Source organism: Streptomyces sp. AM6-12 (assembly GCF_044327085.1).
In the GTDB taxonomy this organism is placed as follows: Bacteria; Actinomycetota; Actinomycetes; order Streptomycetales; family Streptomycetaceae; genus Streptomyces.
This window is the reverse complement of record NZ_JBIQWN010000001.1, coordinates 4541510-4557246: the sequence shown is the minus strand read 5'-3', so window position 1 is coordinate 4557246 and position 15737 is coordinate 4541510. Positions and strand designations below refer to the sequence as shown.

11 protein-coding genes are annotated in these 15737 nt (G+C 72.6%); 5 read left to right on the top strand and 6 right to left on the bottom strand.

The genetic code is table 11. From position 1 onward, the window contains the following. Positions 1-66: 66 nt before the first annotated feature. Positions 67-984, bottom strand: a complete 918-nt coding sequence (gene ftsX / locus ACE4Q9_RS20660) for a permease-like cell division protein FtsX (RefSeq protein ID WP_397985708.1) — start codon at positions 982-984, stop codon at positions 67-69. Between the two features lie 43 nt (positions 985-1027). After that, positions 1028-1717 (bottom strand): cell division ATP-binding protein FtsE, encoded by a 690-nt coding sequence (gene ftsE / locus ACE4Q9_RS20655; protein ID WP_070022695.1) that lies wholly within the window; start codon positions 1715-1717, stop codon positions 1028-1030. A gap of 272 nt (positions 1718-1989) precedes the next feature. On the opposite strand from ftsE, the gene ACE4Q9_RS20650 reads away from it, so the two are divergent. Further along, complete coding sequence (locus ACE4Q9_RS20650) at positions 1990-2181, top strand: hypothetical protein (protein WP_397985707.1); 192 nt, start codon at positions 1990-1992, stop codon at positions 2179-2181. A 110-nt stretch (positions 2182-2291) separates the two neighbouring features. Here ACE4Q9_RS20650 and ACE4Q9_RS20645 read toward each other — a convergent pair whose 3' ends face one another. The 4 genes from ACE4Q9_RS20645 to ACE4Q9_RS20630 all read right to left on the bottom strand — a co-directional run bounded on the left by ACE4Q9_RS20645 (position 2292) and on the right by ACE4Q9_RS20630 (position 7899). Continuing rightward, the gene (locus tag ACE4Q9_RS20645) at positions 2292-3185 is read right to left on the bottom strand and encodes a hypothetical protein (protein WP_397985706.1); all 894 of its coding nucleotides are present in this window, start codon (positions 3183-3185) and stop codon (positions 2292-2294) included. 306 nt (positions 3186-3491) lie between these two features. Continuing rightward, positions 3492-4598 carry a peptide chain release factor 2 gene (prfB, locus tag ACE4Q9_RS20640; RefSeq protein ID WP_397985705.1) on the bottom strand — a complete coding sequence of 369 codons (1107 nt, stop codon included), beginning with the start codon at positions 4596-4598 and terminating at the stop codon, positions 3492-3494. A 228-nt stretch (positions 4599-4826) separates the two neighbouring features. Then, on the bottom strand, positions 4827-6068 hold the full coding sequence (locus ACE4Q9_RS20635; protein WP_397985704.1) for a serine/threonine-protein kinase: 1242 nt from the start codon (positions 6066-6068) through the stop codon (positions 4827-4829). 112 nt (positions 6069-6180) lie between these two features. Then, positions 6181-7899 (bottom strand): serine/threonine-protein kinase, encoded by a 1719-nt coding sequence (locus tag ACE4Q9_RS20630; protein WP_397985703.1) that lies wholly within the window; start codon positions 7897-7899, stop codon positions 6181-6183. Between the two features lie 426 nt (positions 7900-8325). Here ACE4Q9_RS20630 and ACE4Q9_RS20625 point away from each other — a divergent pair, with 426 nt between their 5' ends. The 4 genes from ACE4Q9_RS20625 to ACE4Q9_RS20610 all read left to right on the top strand — a co-directional run bounded on the left by ACE4Q9_RS20625 (position 8326) and on the right by ACE4Q9_RS20610 (position 15586). Next, the gene (locus tag ACE4Q9_RS20625) at positions 8326-11763 is read left to right on the top strand and encodes an FtsK/SpoIIIE domain-containing protein (RefSeq protein ID WP_397985702.1); all 3438 of its coding nucleotides are present in this window, start codon (positions 8326-8328) and stop codon (positions 11761-11763) included. 196 nt (positions 11764-11959) lie between these two features. Further along, the gene (locus ACE4Q9_RS20620) at positions 11960-13336 is read left to right on the top strand and encodes an ABC transporter substrate-binding protein (RefSeq protein ID WP_397985701.1); all 1377 of its coding nucleotides are present in this window, start codon (positions 11960-11962) and stop codon (positions 13334-13336) included. Between the two features lie 7 nt (positions 13337-13343). Continuing rightward, complete coding sequence (locus tag ACE4Q9_RS20615) at positions 13344-14687, top strand: carbohydrate ABC transporter permease (RefSeq protein ID WP_397985700.1); 1344 nt, start codon at positions 13344-13346, stop codon at positions 14685-14687. Further along, positions 14684-15586 (top strand): carbohydrate ABC transporter permease, encoded by a 903-nt coding sequence (locus tag ACE4Q9_RS20610; RefSeq protein WP_397985699.1) that lies wholly within the window; start codon positions 14684-14686, stop codon positions 15584-15586. Before ACE4Q9_RS20615 ends, ACE4Q9_RS20610 begins: the two co-directional genes overlap by 4 nt. Positions 15587-15737: the final 151 nt, after the last annotated feature.

Sequence of the window (15737 nt, the reverse complement as noted above, 5' to 3'; positions counted from 1 at the left end):
GCGGTGAGTCTAGGACAACGGGCCCGCCGTCACGGCCCGTTGCCCCGCCCACCGCCTTGGTTTGCATCACACCTTCAGGTACTTGCGCAGCGCGAAGAACGCGGCCAGGGACGGCATCAGCACACTGGTCGCCAGGATCAGCGGCAGCTTGGTGAGTACCGAGTCCCAGCCGACGAAGTTGATCAGCGTCAGCTTGTGCGACAGGTCCATGCCGTGGTCGATGGTGAAGTACCGGCCGACCACCAGGAAGACGCAGGCGAGACCGCCGCCGATGAGCCCGGCGACCGCGGCCTCGGCGATGAACGGCGCCTGGATGTAGAAGCCGGAGGCGCCGACCAGGCGCATGATCCCGGTCTCCCGGCGGCGGCTGAACGCCGACACGCGCACGGTGTTGACGATCAGCAGCAGCGCCACGAACAGCATGAGCGCCATCACGCCGAGCGCGCCGCGGTTCATCAGGTTCAGCAGCTGGAAGAGGTTGTCCAGGATGCCCTTCTGGTCCTGCACCGACTGCACGCCGTCGCGCCCGTTGAACGCGGTCGCGATCACCTGGTACTTCTGCGGGTCCTTGAGCTTGATCCGGTACGACTCCTGCATCTGGTCCGGCGTCAGCGAGCCGGCCAGCGGGGAGTTGCCGAACTGCTCCTTGTAGTGCTTGTACGCCTCGTCCTGCGACTCGTACGACACCTTCTCGACGATCGGCATCTTGTGCAGGTCGGAGAGGATCTGCTTCTTCTGGTCCTCGGTGACCGCGCCCTTGGCGCAGTGCACGTCCTGCTCGGCGTCGTGCTTGTTGCACAGGAAGATCGAGACGTTGACCTTGTCGTACCAGTAGCCCTTCATGGTGCTCACCTGGTCGCTCATCAGCAGGGAGCCGCCGAAGAGGGCCAGGGACAGGGCGACGGAGACGATGACCGCGAAGGTCATCGTGAGATTGCGGCGGAGACCGACACCGATCTCCGACAGGACGAACTGGGGGCGCATGGCGTCGGGTTGTGCCTTTCCGTGGACGAACTGGGGCGCGCGGTCAGTGCTGGTAGCCGTAGACGCCGCGGGTCTGGTCGCGGACGAGGCGGCCCTTCTCCAGCTCGATGACGCGCTTGCGCATCTGGTCCACGATGTTCTGGTCGTGTGTCGCCATGATGACGGTGGTGCCCGTCCGGTTGATCCGGTCGAGCAGCTTCATGATGCCGACGGAGGTCTGCGGGTCGAGGTTGCCGGTGGGCTCGTCGGCGATCAGCAGCTTGGGCCGGTTGACGAACGCGCGCGCGATGGCCACCCGCTGTTGTTCACCGCCGGACAGCTCGCCGGGCATCCGGTCCTCCTTGCCGCCGAGGCCGACGAGGTCGAGCACCTGGGGCACGGACTTGCGGATCTCGCCGCGGGACTTGCCGATCACCTCCTGCGCGAAGGCCACGTTCTCCGCGACCGTCTTGTTGGGCAGCAGGCGGAAGTCCTGGAAGACGGTGCCCAGCTGGCGGCGCATCTGCGGCACCTTCCAGTTGGAGAGGCGGGCGAGGTCCTTGCCCAGCACGTGCACCTGGCCGTGGCTGCACCGCTCCTCGCGGAGGATCAGCCGCAGGAAGGTGGACTTTCCGGAGCCGGAGGACCCCACGAGGAAGACGAACTCGCCCTTTTCCACTTCCAGGGAGACATCCCTGAGTGCGGGACGGGTCTGCTTGGGGTAGACCTTGGAGACATTGTCGAATCGGATCACGGATGCACCACGGGTCGCCGGGGGTAGATGAGCGTGACCATACGCGAACCGGGTGTGCAAGCGCAGGCGCAGGCTTAGGTTGGGCAAGACTTGTACGCTTTTGCACCGGTCGTTGGAACGGGCACCGAGGCGGGCGCCGCGACGGCCTTTCCGGGCGCCGCGGCAGGGGCCCCGCGCACGGCGCCGCGGAAACTGGCACAGTGGGAGGGGAACGTTCGCGTTCCTGTGAGCGTTGTACTAAGTGATACGGCCGGTGCGAGGAGGGCGAGCGCATGACGTACGACCGGTTGGTGTGCGCGAACTGCGCGGCGCCCGTGAGCGAGGGCCGGTGCCCGGTGTGCCGTGCCAACCGCGAGCGTCTTCAGCAGGAGGGCTTCCTGGGCGGGGTCAACCCGACGGCGCTGATCGCGCTCCTCGCGGTGCTGATCGCCGCGGTGGTGCTACTGGCGCACCAGACCACCTGACCAGGTAAGAAGCGGTCGGGAAAATCCCCGGAAAAACGTCAGGGCCCGGAGCGAAGGCTCCGGGCCCTTTGCGTACGCGGGGTACGCGGACGCTTGCCGTGCGGCTACCGTCAGGCGGCCGCGCCGCCCCGGCCGGCCAGGCGCGGCAGGATGCGGAAGCCGATACCGCCGGCGATCATCGTCGCGGCGCCGATGATCAGGAACGAGGTCTGCCCGGCACCGGTCTCGGCGAGCTGCTTGCCGCCGGTCTGCGGCTGCGGGTTGTCCGAACCGGTGTCGGTGAGGGCCGAGGAGCCCTCCTCCTGGGAGGCGTTGTCGTTGCCGCCGCCCTGGGGGCTGTCGCCACCGGTGCCGGAGCCGCCGGAGGTACCGCCGCCGTGGTGACCGCCGCCGGTGCCACCACCGTGGTGGCCGCCGCCGGTGCCGCCGGTGCTGTTGCCGCCGGAATTGCCCTGGCCGCCGGTGGTCTGGTCGCCGCCCGTGGTCTGGTCGCCACCGGTGGTCTGGTCACCGCCGGTCGTGGTGTCGTTCCCGCCGGTGGTCTGGTCGCCGCCCGTGGTCTGGTCGCCACCGGTCGTGGTGTCGTTCCCGCCGGTGGTCTGGTCGCCGCCCGTGGTCTGGTCGCCACCGGTCGTGGTGTCGTTCCCGCCGGTGGTCTGGTCGCCACCCGTGGTCTGGTCACCGCCGGTCGTGGTGTCGTCCCCGCCGGTGGTCTGGTCGCCACCCGTCGTGGTGTCGTCTCCACCGGTGGTCTGGTCGCCACCGGTGGTGGTGTCGTTGCCGCCGCCGGTCTGACCGCCATCGGTGCAGATGGCGATCGGGCAGCCGCCATCGGTGTCGCCACCGTCGTCGTGGCCGTTGACACTCGCACCGAGGTTGATCGGGCCCGCGTGGACGTCGAGGTCCAGGGCGGAGGCCGCGCCGGCCGCGGTCAGGGACGCACCGGCCGCGATCACGGCGCCCGCGGCTATCCGCGCGACCCGGATCCGCGTCTTCTTCGTCATATGGTTGCTACCCCCAGTAGCTGTTCGTCAATGAGGCCGCGCAGTGGGGCTGGCCGTGATCGACGGAGGCAGCTGACGAACCCCGAATCAAGATCGAGTGATTCGGCACCCCCGGTTCACATGCGCCCCAGATACACGCATGCCACGCTCACCCTTCCGATTTTTCAAAGCAACGTCAAGAGCGTTCTGGTCGCTTTGCCCGGACAGAAGGGCCTTCGGGGGGATTTGAAGCATGTGATTGTGACGTAAAAGCCGGACAAAACAACAACTGCCGCCACGCGGGCGGCAGTTGTCATGTCGACAAAATTACTTCTCCTGCTGCTTGCGCCAGCGAATGCCGGCCTCCAGGAAACCGTCGATCTCGCCGTTGAACACGGCCTCGGGGTTGCCGACTTCGAACTCGGTACGCAGGTCCTTGACCATCTGGTACGGGTGGAGCACGTACGAACGCATCTGGTTGCCCCAGGAGTTGCCGCCGTCGCCCTTGAGGGCGTCCATCTTGGCCTGCTCCTCCTGGCGGCGGCGCTCCAGCAGCTTGGCTTGGAGGACGTTCATCGCGGTGGCGCGGTTCTGGATCTGCGACCGCTCGTTCTGGCAGGAGACCACGATGCCGGTGGGCAGGTGGGTGATGCGGACCGCGGAGTCGGTCGTGTTGACGCCCTGGCCGCCGGGGCCGGAGGAGCGGTACACGTCGATGCGCAGCTCGGACTCGTCGATCTCGACGTGGTCGGACTGCTCGACCACGGGCAGCACCTCGACGCCGGCGAAGGACGTCTGGCGGCGGCCCTGGTTGTCGAAGGGGGAGATGCGCACCAGGCGGTGGGTGCCCTGCTCGACGGAGAGGGTGCCGTAGGCGTACGGCGCCTGCACGGAGAAGGTGGTCGACTTGATGCCGGCCTCTTCGGCGTACGACGTCTCGATCAGCTCCGTCTTGTAGCCGCGCTGTTCGGCCCAGCGCAGGTACATGCGCTGGAGCTTCTCGGCGAAGTCGGCGGCGTCCACGCCACCGGCCTCGGCGCGGATGTTGACCAGGGCCTCACGGGAGTCGTACTCGCCGGACAGGAGGGTGCGGACCTCCATCTCGTCCAGCGCCTTGCGCACGGCGGTCAGCTCGGACTCGGCCTCGGCGCGGGTGTCCGGGTCGTCCTCCTCCTCGGCCATCTCGAAGAGGACCGAGAGGTCGTCGATGCGGCCGCGCAGTGCTTCCGCCTTCCTGACTTCGGCCTGGAGGTGGGAGAGTTTGCTGGTGATCTTCTGCGCCTCGTCCGGGTTGTCCCACAGGGACGGGGCTGCCGCCTGCTCCTCGAGCGCGGCGATATCTGCCCTCATCTTGTCGAGGTCCAGGACGGCCTCGATCGACTCCATGGTCGAGGAGAGGGACTTCAGCTCTTCGGATACATCGACGACTGCCACGGTTCAAGCGTAACGGCTGTGGCAAGCGACCATCGCCGCGCTGCGCTCTCACCGTTTCCGCGCACCGGCCCACCTGGACTCGGGTGGCTGCCGCGGGCCGCCGAGACCGTGCGGTGGGGCTTTCCGGGCGAGCGAGTCGGGTGGGTGGGCCTTCCAGCCGGCTCAGGCGGGCGGGCAGGCGGGCCTTCCAGCCGGCCGAGGCGGGTGGGCGGTGGGAAAGGAGGGGGGTCAGGGGGTGGAGGAGGTCGATGCCGGGTGGGGGGAGTCCGGCGGGGTGTCCGACGTCGCCCACCACGCGCCGACCGACACCAGTGCCGCCACGGCCACCCCCGCCACCCCCACCGTGATCCGACGGCGCCGCACCGCGGCACGGTGTTTCGCCGAGCCCGGCCGGGGCGCGCCCGTGGGCCGGGGTGCGCGTGCCGTCCCGTGCGCGCCGCCGGCCAGCTCGTCCGGTGCCGGGACCCGCATCGAGGTGTGCGTGTCGCGGTTGGAGTCGGGCCGGGCGCCCTGCACGAGGGAGACCGCGCCCCGTCGTCGTACCGGCGCACCCTGCACGGAGGCCGCGGGTGCCACGGGGGCCGCCGGCTCCTCCTCGGCGCTCTCCTCCGAGAGATCCGGCTCGTCCACGTCCAGCGGCGGCAGCCCGGCCAGCATCGGCAACTGCTCCCGCAGCCGCGCCGCCAGCTCCGAGGCCCGCAGCCGGGACGCGGGCGCCTTGGCGAGGCACTGCACGATCAGCTGCCACAGCTCCTCGGGGATGCCGGGGAGCGGGACCACGGTCTCGGTGACATGACGGCGCAGGACCGCGCCCGGATGCCCGCCGCCGAACGGCGTGAAGCCCGCCAGCAGCTCGTACAGCACCGTGGCCAGCGCGTAGATGTCCACGGAGGCCCGCGGCGGCAGCCCCTCCACGATCTCGGGGGCCAGGTAGTCCGGCGTGCCGATGATCTTCGTGGCGCGCGTCCGCCGGGGCGCGTCGATCAGCTTGGCCACCCCGAAGTCGGTCAGCAGCGCCGGATGCGCCCCACCGGGTCCGAGCGGGCCCTGCATGTCGAGCAGTACGTTCTCCGGCTTGACGTCCCGGTGCACGACCCCCGCCGCGTGCGCCGCGGCCAGCGCGTCCGCGACGTCGGCGACGATCGCCACCGCGGCCTCGGGCGCGAGCCTGCGCTCCCGCTCCAGCCGGGTGCGCAGATCGGTGCCGCGCACCAGGTCCATCACCAGGGCCAGGTCATTGCCGTCGACCACCAGATCGCGCACGGTGACGATGTGCGGGTGCTCCAGCCCGAGCAGCGCCGTGCGCTCCTGGACGAAGCGCCCGACCAGCTCCTGGTCCGAGGCGAGGTCCTCCCGCAGCAGCTTGATCGCGACGGGGCCCTCGGGCCCCTCGCCCAGCCACACCGTGCCGGCGCTGCCCCGCCCCAGGATCTGGTTCGCGGTGTACCGGCTGCCGATCTTCCGTGCCAAGACTGCTCCTACAGACGCGTGTTGTCGTTAAAACTACGCGTCCGGCGAGCCAACCTTCACCGCGGAGACGGAAATCACCCGTCAGATGTCGACAAATCCCCTATCCAGCGGGTCAGTTGCCGCTGCCCAGGTCCTTGGCCCAGCGGCTCACCTGGCCGGCCCAGTGGCTCAGCTCGTGCCAGTAGCCCCGGCCCTGTCCGACCCAGGTGTGCAGCGGCGTCAGCTCCCAGATCAGCCAGCTCGCCACCACCAGGATGACGATCGTGAACAGGCAGCCCTTCAGGCAGCCGAGTCCGGGGATCTTCATCGGGTTGGCGCTGCGCTGCCGCGGCGCCCTGGGCTCACGCGCGGGCCGCTGCGGCTGCTGGGGCGGCGCGTACTGCTGGGGCCGGTGTTGCGGCTGGTGCTGCTGAGGCTGCTGGGGTGCGTAGCCGTAGCCGCCCTGCTGGTACCCCGGCTGCCCCTGCTGCCGACCGCGCTGCTGCGGCTGCTGCCGGCGCGGCTGCGCTGCCGGCCGCGGCTGCTGCGGGCGGGCCACCTGCCGCTGGGGCCGGTGGTGCAGCGGGTCGTCCTCCGGGGAGAGGTACTGGATCTGTGTCTGCTCGTTGCGGTCACGGGCGGCCCGCAGCTGGTTCTGCCAGGGGTGCGGCTGCTCGGGTCCGGGACCCCCCGGCCCGGTGTTCGGCAGCACGGCCGTCGGATCCGCGGCGCCGGTGCTCGGCAGCACGGCCGTCGGGTCGGCCGCGCCGGTGTGCGGCAGCACGGCGGTGGGGTCGGCCGCGCCGGCGGGGCCCGCGGTGGGCGGCAGGACGCTGGTGGCGCCGTTCGGGTCGTACGACCCCTGCGGGGCGTTCGTGGGCAGCACCTGCGTGGGGTCCGCCGCACCGGCGATGCCCGGCTCGCCCGGCACCGGGGCCGGGGCCGGGTCGGGGGCGAGCAGCGCGCCGACGCCCTCGGCCGCCGCGATCTGGGCGGAGTTCGCGTGCACCCCGACGCCCTCGGCGACGACCCGCAGGGCGCGCGCCAGGTTCTCGGCGCTGGGCCGCTCCAGGGGGTTCTTGCGCAGGCAGCGCTCGATCACCGTCCACAGCGGGTCCGGCACGGTGGAGGGCCGGCGCGCCTCGGCGCTGAGGTGCTGGTGCAGCACCTCCAGGGAGGTGGCGCCGGAGAACGGCGGACGGCCGGTGACCAGCTCGTACATCAGGATGCCGGCGCCGTAGACGTCCACGGCGGAGGTCTGCGGGCGGCCCTCGGCGGACTCGGGCGCGACGTACGCGGGCGTGCCGACGAACTCCTGGGTGCGGGTCAGGCCCGGAGAGTCGGCGAGGCGGGCGATGCCGAAGTCGGTCAGCATCGGGTGCATCTCGCCGTCCTGCTGGCGCAGCAGCACGTTGGCGGGCTTGAGGTCGCGGTGGACCACGCCGTCGGCGTGGCTCGCGGCGAGCGCGTCGGCGATCTGGGCGGTCAGCAGGGCGGCGGCGACCGGCGTCAGGGGGCCGTTCTCGCGCAGGTAGCGGTGCAGGTCGGGGCCGTCGACCAGATCCATGACCAGGGCCAGCAGCTCGCCCTCCACGACCAGGTCGCGGACCCGGACGATGTTCGGGTGGGTGAGCCGGAGCAGGACGGAGCGCTCGCGCAGGAAGCGCATCACGATGTCCGGGTCGCTCGCCAGCTCCTCCTTCAGGACCTTGATCGCGACCGTTTCCCCCGGCTGGCCGGGGACGGCCGCCTCCGCGCCCGCGGTCTCGCGCTGGCGGGCACGCCAGACGGTGCCTGTGGCGCCGCGTCCGAGCGGCTCCTCAAGCAGGTACTTGCTGCCGACTGGCCGCACGTCACGCGCTCCCTGCTGCTTGCTGATGCTGCTTGCCTGCATTCCCGGTGTTCCGGACCACTGTAGTGGTGCCGGGTGGGGCGCCACGTAAGCGTTCGCGGGCAGGTCCGAAGGAAAGACGCGTGTCCTTCGCCCGTGGTTGCCCGCGCTCGCCGTGCGCCGCCGCGGACGCCGGTGGCAGCCGACGGAAGCCGACTGAAGGGGGCCATAAGAGGGGACGTGACCGATCTCAACTGATCGTCGGGGTGGTCCATGTCAGGCACTTTTGGGGTCAGAGCCGACCAATCAAGATCACTTCGCACCGGGTGACGGGCACGGTGTCGGTGGCAGGTGCGAGGATGCTCCCCGTACTGGCCGACGTGCTCGTGTGGGGTGGGGGGTAGTCCGCGCCCGCGCAGACCCGCGCAGAAGGGACCGCTGACGCCGATGCAGATCCGGCTGACCGTCGTAGACCCGCTGGGCCCGCCCCCACAGCGGGGCGCGAGCCGCGACGTGCTGGTCACGGCGCCCGCGGGCACCGACCTCGCCGCGGTCGCCGCCGCGCTGGCCGGGGCGGTCACCGGGGAGGGCGCGGGCCGCGACACCGGGGGCGCGGCGGTCGTGCTGTACGCCGGTGCCGAGCGGCTGGACCCGCGCCGCGCCGTGCTCGGGGAGCCGCCGCTGGTCGACGGCGCCGTGCTGGCCCTGGGCGCGCCCGCCGCCGCCGAACCGCATCCCGAGCTGGACGAGGCGCCCACGCAGCTGCATGTGGTGGCCGGGCCGGACGCGGGCGGGGTCCATCTGCTGCACGGCGGCCGGATCACGGTCGGGCGCTCCGCGGACGCGGACGTGCCGCTGGACGATCCCGACGTCTCGCGTCTGCACTGCGCGGTGACGGTGGGCGCGGACGGCCGGGTGTCCGTGGCGGACCTGGGCTCCACGAACGGTACGACGCTGGACGGCACGCGGATCGGCGAGCGGGCGGTGGGGGTGCCCGCCGGGGGCCTGCTGCGGATCGGGGAGTCGGCGCTGCGGGTCGCGCCCGGCGGGCCGCGGGCGCGGGCGCGGGTGCCGGTGGTCGCGGACGGGGAGGGCTGCCTGCGCGTCGGGCCGGGTGCGGACGCGCCGGATGCCGGACTCCCGCCCGCGGCGCCCGCAACTCCGACCTCGCCGGCACCGCCCGCGTCACCTGTGCCGCCGTCGGCGCCGGGCGGGACCTGGGCCGGTCCCCCCGGCTCGGGAACCGGCGTCGCGGAAGGGACCGGGCACGCCTACGGCTCCGCCTCCTGGGGCGCCGCGGACGCGGGACCCGCCGGGCGCGACGGAGACACCCACGCGGGCCGGTCCGGGGTCGGCGGAGCGCAGAGCGTCCGGCGGCGGGGGCTCGGTGCCTGGGCCCGGCGGCTGGCCGGCGGGCGCGCGGAGCAGCCGGCGGAGGGCGCGCGGTCGTACGACGAGACGGCCCCGCCCGGCGCCCCGGACGCAGGGGTCCCGCAGCGGCCCGACACCTGGCCGGACCCCGCCGCGCTGCTGCTCACCGCGCTCGGCCCCGGCCCCCGGCTGTGGGAGCGCGGGCCCGGCCACCCGGAGGCGCTGACCGTACGGCTCGGTACGGCCGACCGGAGCACGCCGGACGGCTCGGGCCTGCTGCCCGCCGTACCGGTGACCGCCGCGCTGCGGGAGACGGGCGCGCTGGGCCTCGCCGGGCCCCGGCCCCGGCTGTCCGGGCTGGCCCGCGCGGTGCTGGCCCAGCTCGCCGCGCTGCACTCCCCCGACCTGCTGGAGATCGTGCTGATCAGCGCGGACGCCTCCCGTCCGGTGGCGGAGCGCACCGCCGAGTGGTCCTGGCTGGGCTGGCTGCCGCACGTCCGTCCGAACCACGGGCAGGACTGCCGCCTCCTGCTGGCCTACGACCGCGAACAGGCCGCCGCCCGCACGGAGGAACTGCTGCGCCGGGTGGACGACCTCACCGGCCGCCGTCCCCACCCGATCCCGGCGCAGAACACCGGGGGCTCCGGGTCGCGGTCGTACGCGACGCCGTACGACCCCCCGCTGATCCCCCACCAGAGCCAGGGACCGGGCCACCGGAGCCCGGGCCCCGGCCATGAGAGCCAGGGCCCCGGCCACCCGAGCCCGGCGCCGGACCACCGGAGCCACGGACCGGGCGACCGGAGGCAGGGGCCGGGTGACCAGCGCCGGCCGCCGGGCCCGAGCGTGCCCGGTGCCCCCGCCGGGCCCCTCGGCGCCCCGGCCCCCGGCACGCTCTCCCCCGCCTTCGGCGCGCCGCCCCGCGGTGCCCGCCGTCCCTCCTGGGCCAGGGCGGAGGCCGACCTCGGCGGTACCGGATTCCCCGGCCCCTACACGGTGGTCGTGGTCGACGGCGACCCCGGCGGGACCGGACTCCAGGAGGCCCTGGCCCGCCTGGCCGCCGTGGGCCCGCGGGCCGGGGTGCACGTCCTGTGCCTGGCCGAGGTCACCGCCGCCTCGGCGGCCTCACCCGTGACCCGTACGTACGACACGGCGTGCACCGTGGCCCCCACGTTCCGGCACTGCGGGGCCGTGGCCCTGCTCAGCGGCGATGTGGCGGGCACCCTCCAGCTGCTGCGGATCGCGCCGGGCGGCCCGGTGGCGCCCGGTGTGCCCGCCACCGTGGACGCGGTGTCCCCGGCGTGGGCGGAGCGGTTCGCGCGGGCGCTGGCGCCGCTGCGGCCGGACGGCCCGGCCGGCGCGGGGCACACGCGGGTGGCGGCGCCGCTGCCGCAGTCGGCGCGGCTGCTGGACGAGCTGGGCCTGGCCCGTGCCACCCCGGCCTCGCTGATGGCCCGCTGGGCGGACGCGGCCGACGACCCGGAGGCACTGGGCGGCCGGGCCCGTGCCGTGCTCGGCGCCGGACCGCACGGCCCGGTGACCGCGGACCTGGTGGCCGACGGACCGCATCTGCTGATCGAGGGCCCGGCGGGCAGCGGCCGTACCGAGCTGCTGCGGGCCGTGGTGGCGTCGCTGGCCGCGGCCGAACGGCCGGACCGGCTCGGCATGGTGCTCATCGACGGCCGGGACGGCGTGGGCACCGGCAACGGACGCAACGAGGGGCTGCGGGTCTGCGTGGAGATACCCCATGTGACGACCCACCTGCTCGCCAACGACCCCGTCCGCATGCGGGAGTTCGCGCAGTCGCTCAGCGCGGAGCTGAAGCGGCGCGCGGAGCTGCTGGGCCGGACGGACTTCGCGCAGTGGCACGCGGGGCGGGCGGAGCCGGGCCGGGTCGTCGCACAGCGCACCCCGCCGGGCACCGGGGACATCGAGGCGCCGCCCAGCTCGACGCTGCGGCTGCGCCCCGGCGCCGCGGCACGCCAACGCGCCGAGGCGGTACCGCCGCTGCCCCGGCTGGTGGTGGTCGTCGACGACCTGGACGCGCTGGTCTCGCCCGCGCTCGGCGCTCCGGGCCGGCCCGCCGCGGGTTCGGTCATGCGGGCCCTGGAGGCGGTGGCCCGCGAGGGCGAGCGGCTCGGCGTGCACCTGGTGGCGGCGGCCGGCACGGACGGCCGTACCGCGGACAGCGAACCGGCCCGCCGGGCGAGTCTCCGCATCAGGCTCGCGGCCCCTCGGCAGGGCCCGGAGGAACCGGCGCCGGGGCGGGGCGAGTTGGCCCGTCCGGGCGCACCCTCGGTGGCGTTCCAGGCCGGCCGGGTCACCGGCCGCATCCCCCGTACCGCGACCCAGCGCCCCACGGTCGTCCCGCTGGACTGGCAGCGCATGGGCGACCCCCCGGCCCGCCGCCCGGTGCGCGAACTCGGCAACGGCCCCACCGACCTGGCGCTGCTGGCGAGCGCCGTGGAGCGTGCCGCCCGGCAGGTCGCGGCGGCACGGGTGCCCTCGCTGCTGTAGAGGCCGCGGAGTCAACTCCCCCCGTGTCCGGGCGCATACGCCGATGATCACGACCCGGTCACGATCGCCCCTTCCCGGACGCAGGCGCTCTTGCCCCGCCCCGGCGGCCCGCGTACACCGGAGCGCACGAACAGTGTTCCGGCGTTCACGCGCACGGACGTTCACGGCAGGACGCAGAACGACGAACGGGGAAGTGATGCGCAGCAAGAGCAGCACCATCCGGACCGGCAGGGCCGCCGGCGCGGTCGCCGCGTTGCTCGCGGGGACCCTTGTGCTCGGCGCGTGCTCCGGCGGGGGCGGCGACGGCAAGAAGGGCGGCGGGAGTTCGCCCGCCGCCGGCGGTTCGGTCGCCCTGCCCCGGCTGGACGGCGCGCACCTGGAGATCGCGGCCGTGTGGACCGGGCAGGAGCAGACGAACTTCAAGAAGGTCCTGGCGGAGTTCGAGAAGCGCACCGGCGCGAAGGTCACCTTCGTGCCCGCGCAGGACCCGATCATCAACTTCCTCGGATCGAAGATCGCGGGCGGACAGCCGCCGGACATCGCGCTGCTGCCGCAGCCCGGCGCCATCAAGCAGGCCGTGGACAAGGGCTGGGCCAAGCCGGTCGGACCGGACGCGCTCAAGGAGGTCCAAAAGAACTACTCGCAGGGCTGGCAGGACATCGGGAAGGTGAACGGCAAGCAGTACGGCGTCTACTACAAGGCCGCCAACAAGTCGCTCATCTGGTACAACGCCAAGGTCTTCGAGAACGCGGGGGCCAAGGAGCCCAAGACGTGGAAGGACCTGCTGACGACCGCGCAGGCCGTCTACGACTCCGGGGTCACGCCCTTCTCGGTGCCGGGCGCGGACGGCTGGCCGCTGACGGACTGGTTCGAGAACGTCTATCTGTCGCAGGCGGGCCCGGAGAAGTACGACCAGCTCGCCCAGCACAAGATCAAGTGGACCGATCCCTCGGTGAAGCAGGCGCTCCAGACACTGGCGCAGATCTGGGGCAAGAAGGACTACCTGGCGGGCGGGCAGGACGGCGCGCTCCAGACCGAGTTCCCGAACTCGGTCACCCAGACCTTCACCGGCGGCGACCAGCCGAAGGCCGCGATGATCTACGAGGGCGACTTCGTGCAGGTCAACATCGGTGAGACCAAGGCGAAGGTGGGCACGGACGCCAAGGTGTTCCCGTTCCCGGCCGTCGGCGCCAGCGCGCCCGTGGTCTCCGGCGGTGACGCGGCGGTCGTCCTGAAGGACTCCAAGGCGGCGCAGGCCCTGATGACCTTCCTCGCCTCCCCGGACGCGGCCACCATCCAGGCGAAGCTGGGCGGCTATCTCTCGCCGAACAAGAACGTGCCGGTCTCGGCGTACCCGAACAGCGTCCAGCAGCGGATCGCGAAGTCGCTGATCGCGTCCGGTGACGACTTCCGCTTCGACATGTCCGACCAGGCCCCGCAGGCCTTCGGCGGCACCCCCGGCAAGGGCGAGTGGAAGGATCTCCAGGACTTCCTGAGGAATCCGGGCGATGTCGCGGGCGCCCAGGCCGCGTTGGAGAAGGACGCGGCGGCCGCGTACGGAAGCGGGAGCTGAGCCGGCGATGGCGTCGGCAGCGGCGGCCGGGGCCCCACCGGGTCCCGCCGCGCCCCCCTCGCGCAAGAGCGTGACCGGCACCCGCAGGGCCGTGGCAGTGCTGTTCCTGCTGCCCGCCCTGGTACTGCTGGGCGCGCTCGTGGTCTACCCGATCGGGTACTCGGTCGTCCGCAGCTTCGGCACCGACTCCGGGCACGGGTTCGCCGGATTCGACAACTACAAGACGGTCTTCACGGACGACGGCATCCTCACCGCTCTGAAGAACAACGTCATCTGGGTGGTGTTCGCGCCCGCCGTCTCCACCGCGCTCGGGCTGATCTTCGCGGTGCTGACCGAACGGGTGCGCTGGGGAACGGCTTTCAAGCTGGTCGTCTTCATGCCGATGGCGATCTCGATGCTGGCGGCCGGGATCATCTTCCGGCTGGTGTACGACCAGGACCCGGACAAGGGCGTCGCCAACGCGGCGTGGGTGTCGGTGCACGACACCTTCGCGCGGTCCTCGGCGTTCCCGAAGGCGCATCCGGGGCGTGAGTCGCCGCTCGTCCCGCAGGGCGGCGGCTTCGTCACCAGGGCCGCGGTGCACGCCGGGCAGCCGGTCACCCTGCCGCTCGTCGGGGTCGCCCCGGACGAGATGCCCGGCGACGCGAAGCGGGCGACGGCCGCGCGAGCGGAGCCCGGCAAGGTCACCGGCACCACCTGGCAGGACTTCACCCGCGGCAAGGGGGTGGGCCGGCTCGGCGCACCCGACCCGTCCGAGCTGGGCTATCCGGGGATGCGGATCGAGGCGGTGAAGGGCGGCAAGGTGGTGACGTCCACGAAGGCGGCGGCGGACGGCACGTTCACGCTGCCCGCGGCGGCCGACGGAGCCCGGCTGCGGCTGCCCGCGAGCAACTTCAAGGAGCCGTACAACGGCGTGGAGTGGCTCGGCCCGGCGCTGGTCACCCCGGCGATCATCGGGGCGTACGTGTGGATGTGGGCGGGCTTCGCGATGGTGCTGATCGCGGCCGGACTCGCGGGCGTGCCAAGGGAGTTGCTGGAGGCGGCGCGGGTGGACGGCGCCACCGAGTGGCAGGTGTTCCGCAAGGTCACCGTGCCGCTGCTCGCGCCGGTCCTCGCGGTCGTCGCCGTCACCCTGATGATCAATGTGCTGAAGGTGTTCGACCTCGTGTACATCATCGCCCCCGGCTCCTCCCAGGACGACGCGAACGTGCTCGCCCTGGAGCTGTACCGCCGGGGCTTCGCGGAGGGCCAGCCGGGTGTCGCCAGCGCGATCGCGGTGTTCCTGCTGGTGCTGGTGATCCCGGTGATGCTGTTCAACGTCCGACGGCTCCGGCGGGAGGTACGGCGATGACGGCGCTCGCCACCGATACGCGCACGACCCCGCCCGCCCCCGCGGCCCGGACGCCGCTCGGCGCCCGGATCACGGAGAAGCTGGGCGGCACCCTGGTCCGCGTCTTCCTCGTCCTGGTCGGCCTGTTCTGGCTGGTGCCGACCATCGGCCTGCTGATCTCCTCGCTGCGCTCCCCCGACGACATGAGCGCGAGCGGCTGGTGGACGGTGTTCACCAAGCCGTCCCAGCTGACCTTCGACAGCTACCGGAAGCTGCTGGAGAACGGGGACATCACCCACTCCCTGCTGAACTCGCTCCTGATCACGGTCCCGGCGACCGTCCTCGTCGTCGTCATCGGCTCGCTCGCCGGCTACGCGTTCGCCTGGATGGAGTTTCCGGGCCGGGACTGGTGGTTCATCGGCGTGGTCAGCCTGCTGGTGGTGCCGGTGCAGGTGGCGCTGATCCCGATCGCCGAACTCTTCGGCAAGATCGGCCTGTTCGGGACGATCCTCGGCGTGGTCCTGTTCCACACCGGCTTCGGACTGCCGTTCGCGGTGTTCCTGCTGCGGAACTTCTTCGCGGAGATCCCCCGCGAACTCCTGGAGGCGGCCCGCCTGGACGGCGCCGGCGAGCTGCGCCTGTTCGCCCGCGTGGTGATGCCGCTGGGCGGCCCGGCCATCGCGAGCCTCGGCATCTTCCAGTTCCTGTGGGTGTGGAACGACATGCTGGTCGCCCTGGTCTTCACCAAGTCCGGCACCCAGCCGATCACGGTCGCACTCCAGACCCAGGTACGGCAGTTCGGCAACAACATCGACGTCCTGGCGCCCGGCGCGTTCATCTCCATGGTCATCCCGCTGGCCGTGTTCTTCGCCTTCCAGCGGCAGTTCGTGTCGGGGGTGATGGCGGGGGCGGTGAAGTAGACGCCGCCCGAGGAAGTCGACGGCTCTGGCATCCCGCTCGCGGGGGCCGGGGCCGTCTCCGACGCCACAGGGTCACGACGCGACAGTCAGACCGCCTTCACCTGCCCCAGCCAACCACGCACCAGGCGCCCGCGACCGACCCTCGTGACCG

Excerpts from the sequence above, each read along its gene's own strand:
- ACE4Q9_RS20650 (WP_397985707.1), top strand. The coding sequence starts at position 1,990 with ATGACGTACGACCGGTTGGTGTGCGCGAACTGCGCGGCGCCCGTGAGC.
- ftsX (WP_397985708.1), bottom strand. The coding sequence starts at position 984 with ATGCGCCCCCAGTTCGTCCTGTCGGAGATCGGTGTCGGTCTCCGCCGC.
- ACE4Q9_RS20645 (WP_397985706.1), bottom strand. The coding sequence starts at position 3,185 with ATGACGAAGAAGACGCGGATCCGGGTCGCGCGGATAGCCGCGGGCGCC.
- ACE4Q9_RS20620 (WP_397985701.1), top strand. The coding sequence starts at position 11,960 with ATGCGCAGCAAGAGCAGCACCATCCGGACCGGCAGGGCCGCCGGCGCG.
- ACE4Q9_RS20615 (WP_397985700.1), top strand. The coding sequence starts at position 13,344 with ATGGCGTCGGCAGCGGCGGCCGGGGCCCCACCGGGTCCCGCCGCGCCC.
- ACE4Q9_RS20610 (WP_397985699.1), top strand. The coding sequence starts at position 14,684 with ATGACGGCGCTCGCCACCGATACGCGCACGACCCCGCCCGCCCCCGCG.
- ACE4Q9_RS20625 (WP_397985702.1), top strand. The coding sequence starts at position 8,326 with ATGCAGATCCGGCTGACCGTCGTAGACCCGCTGGGCCCGCCCCCACAG.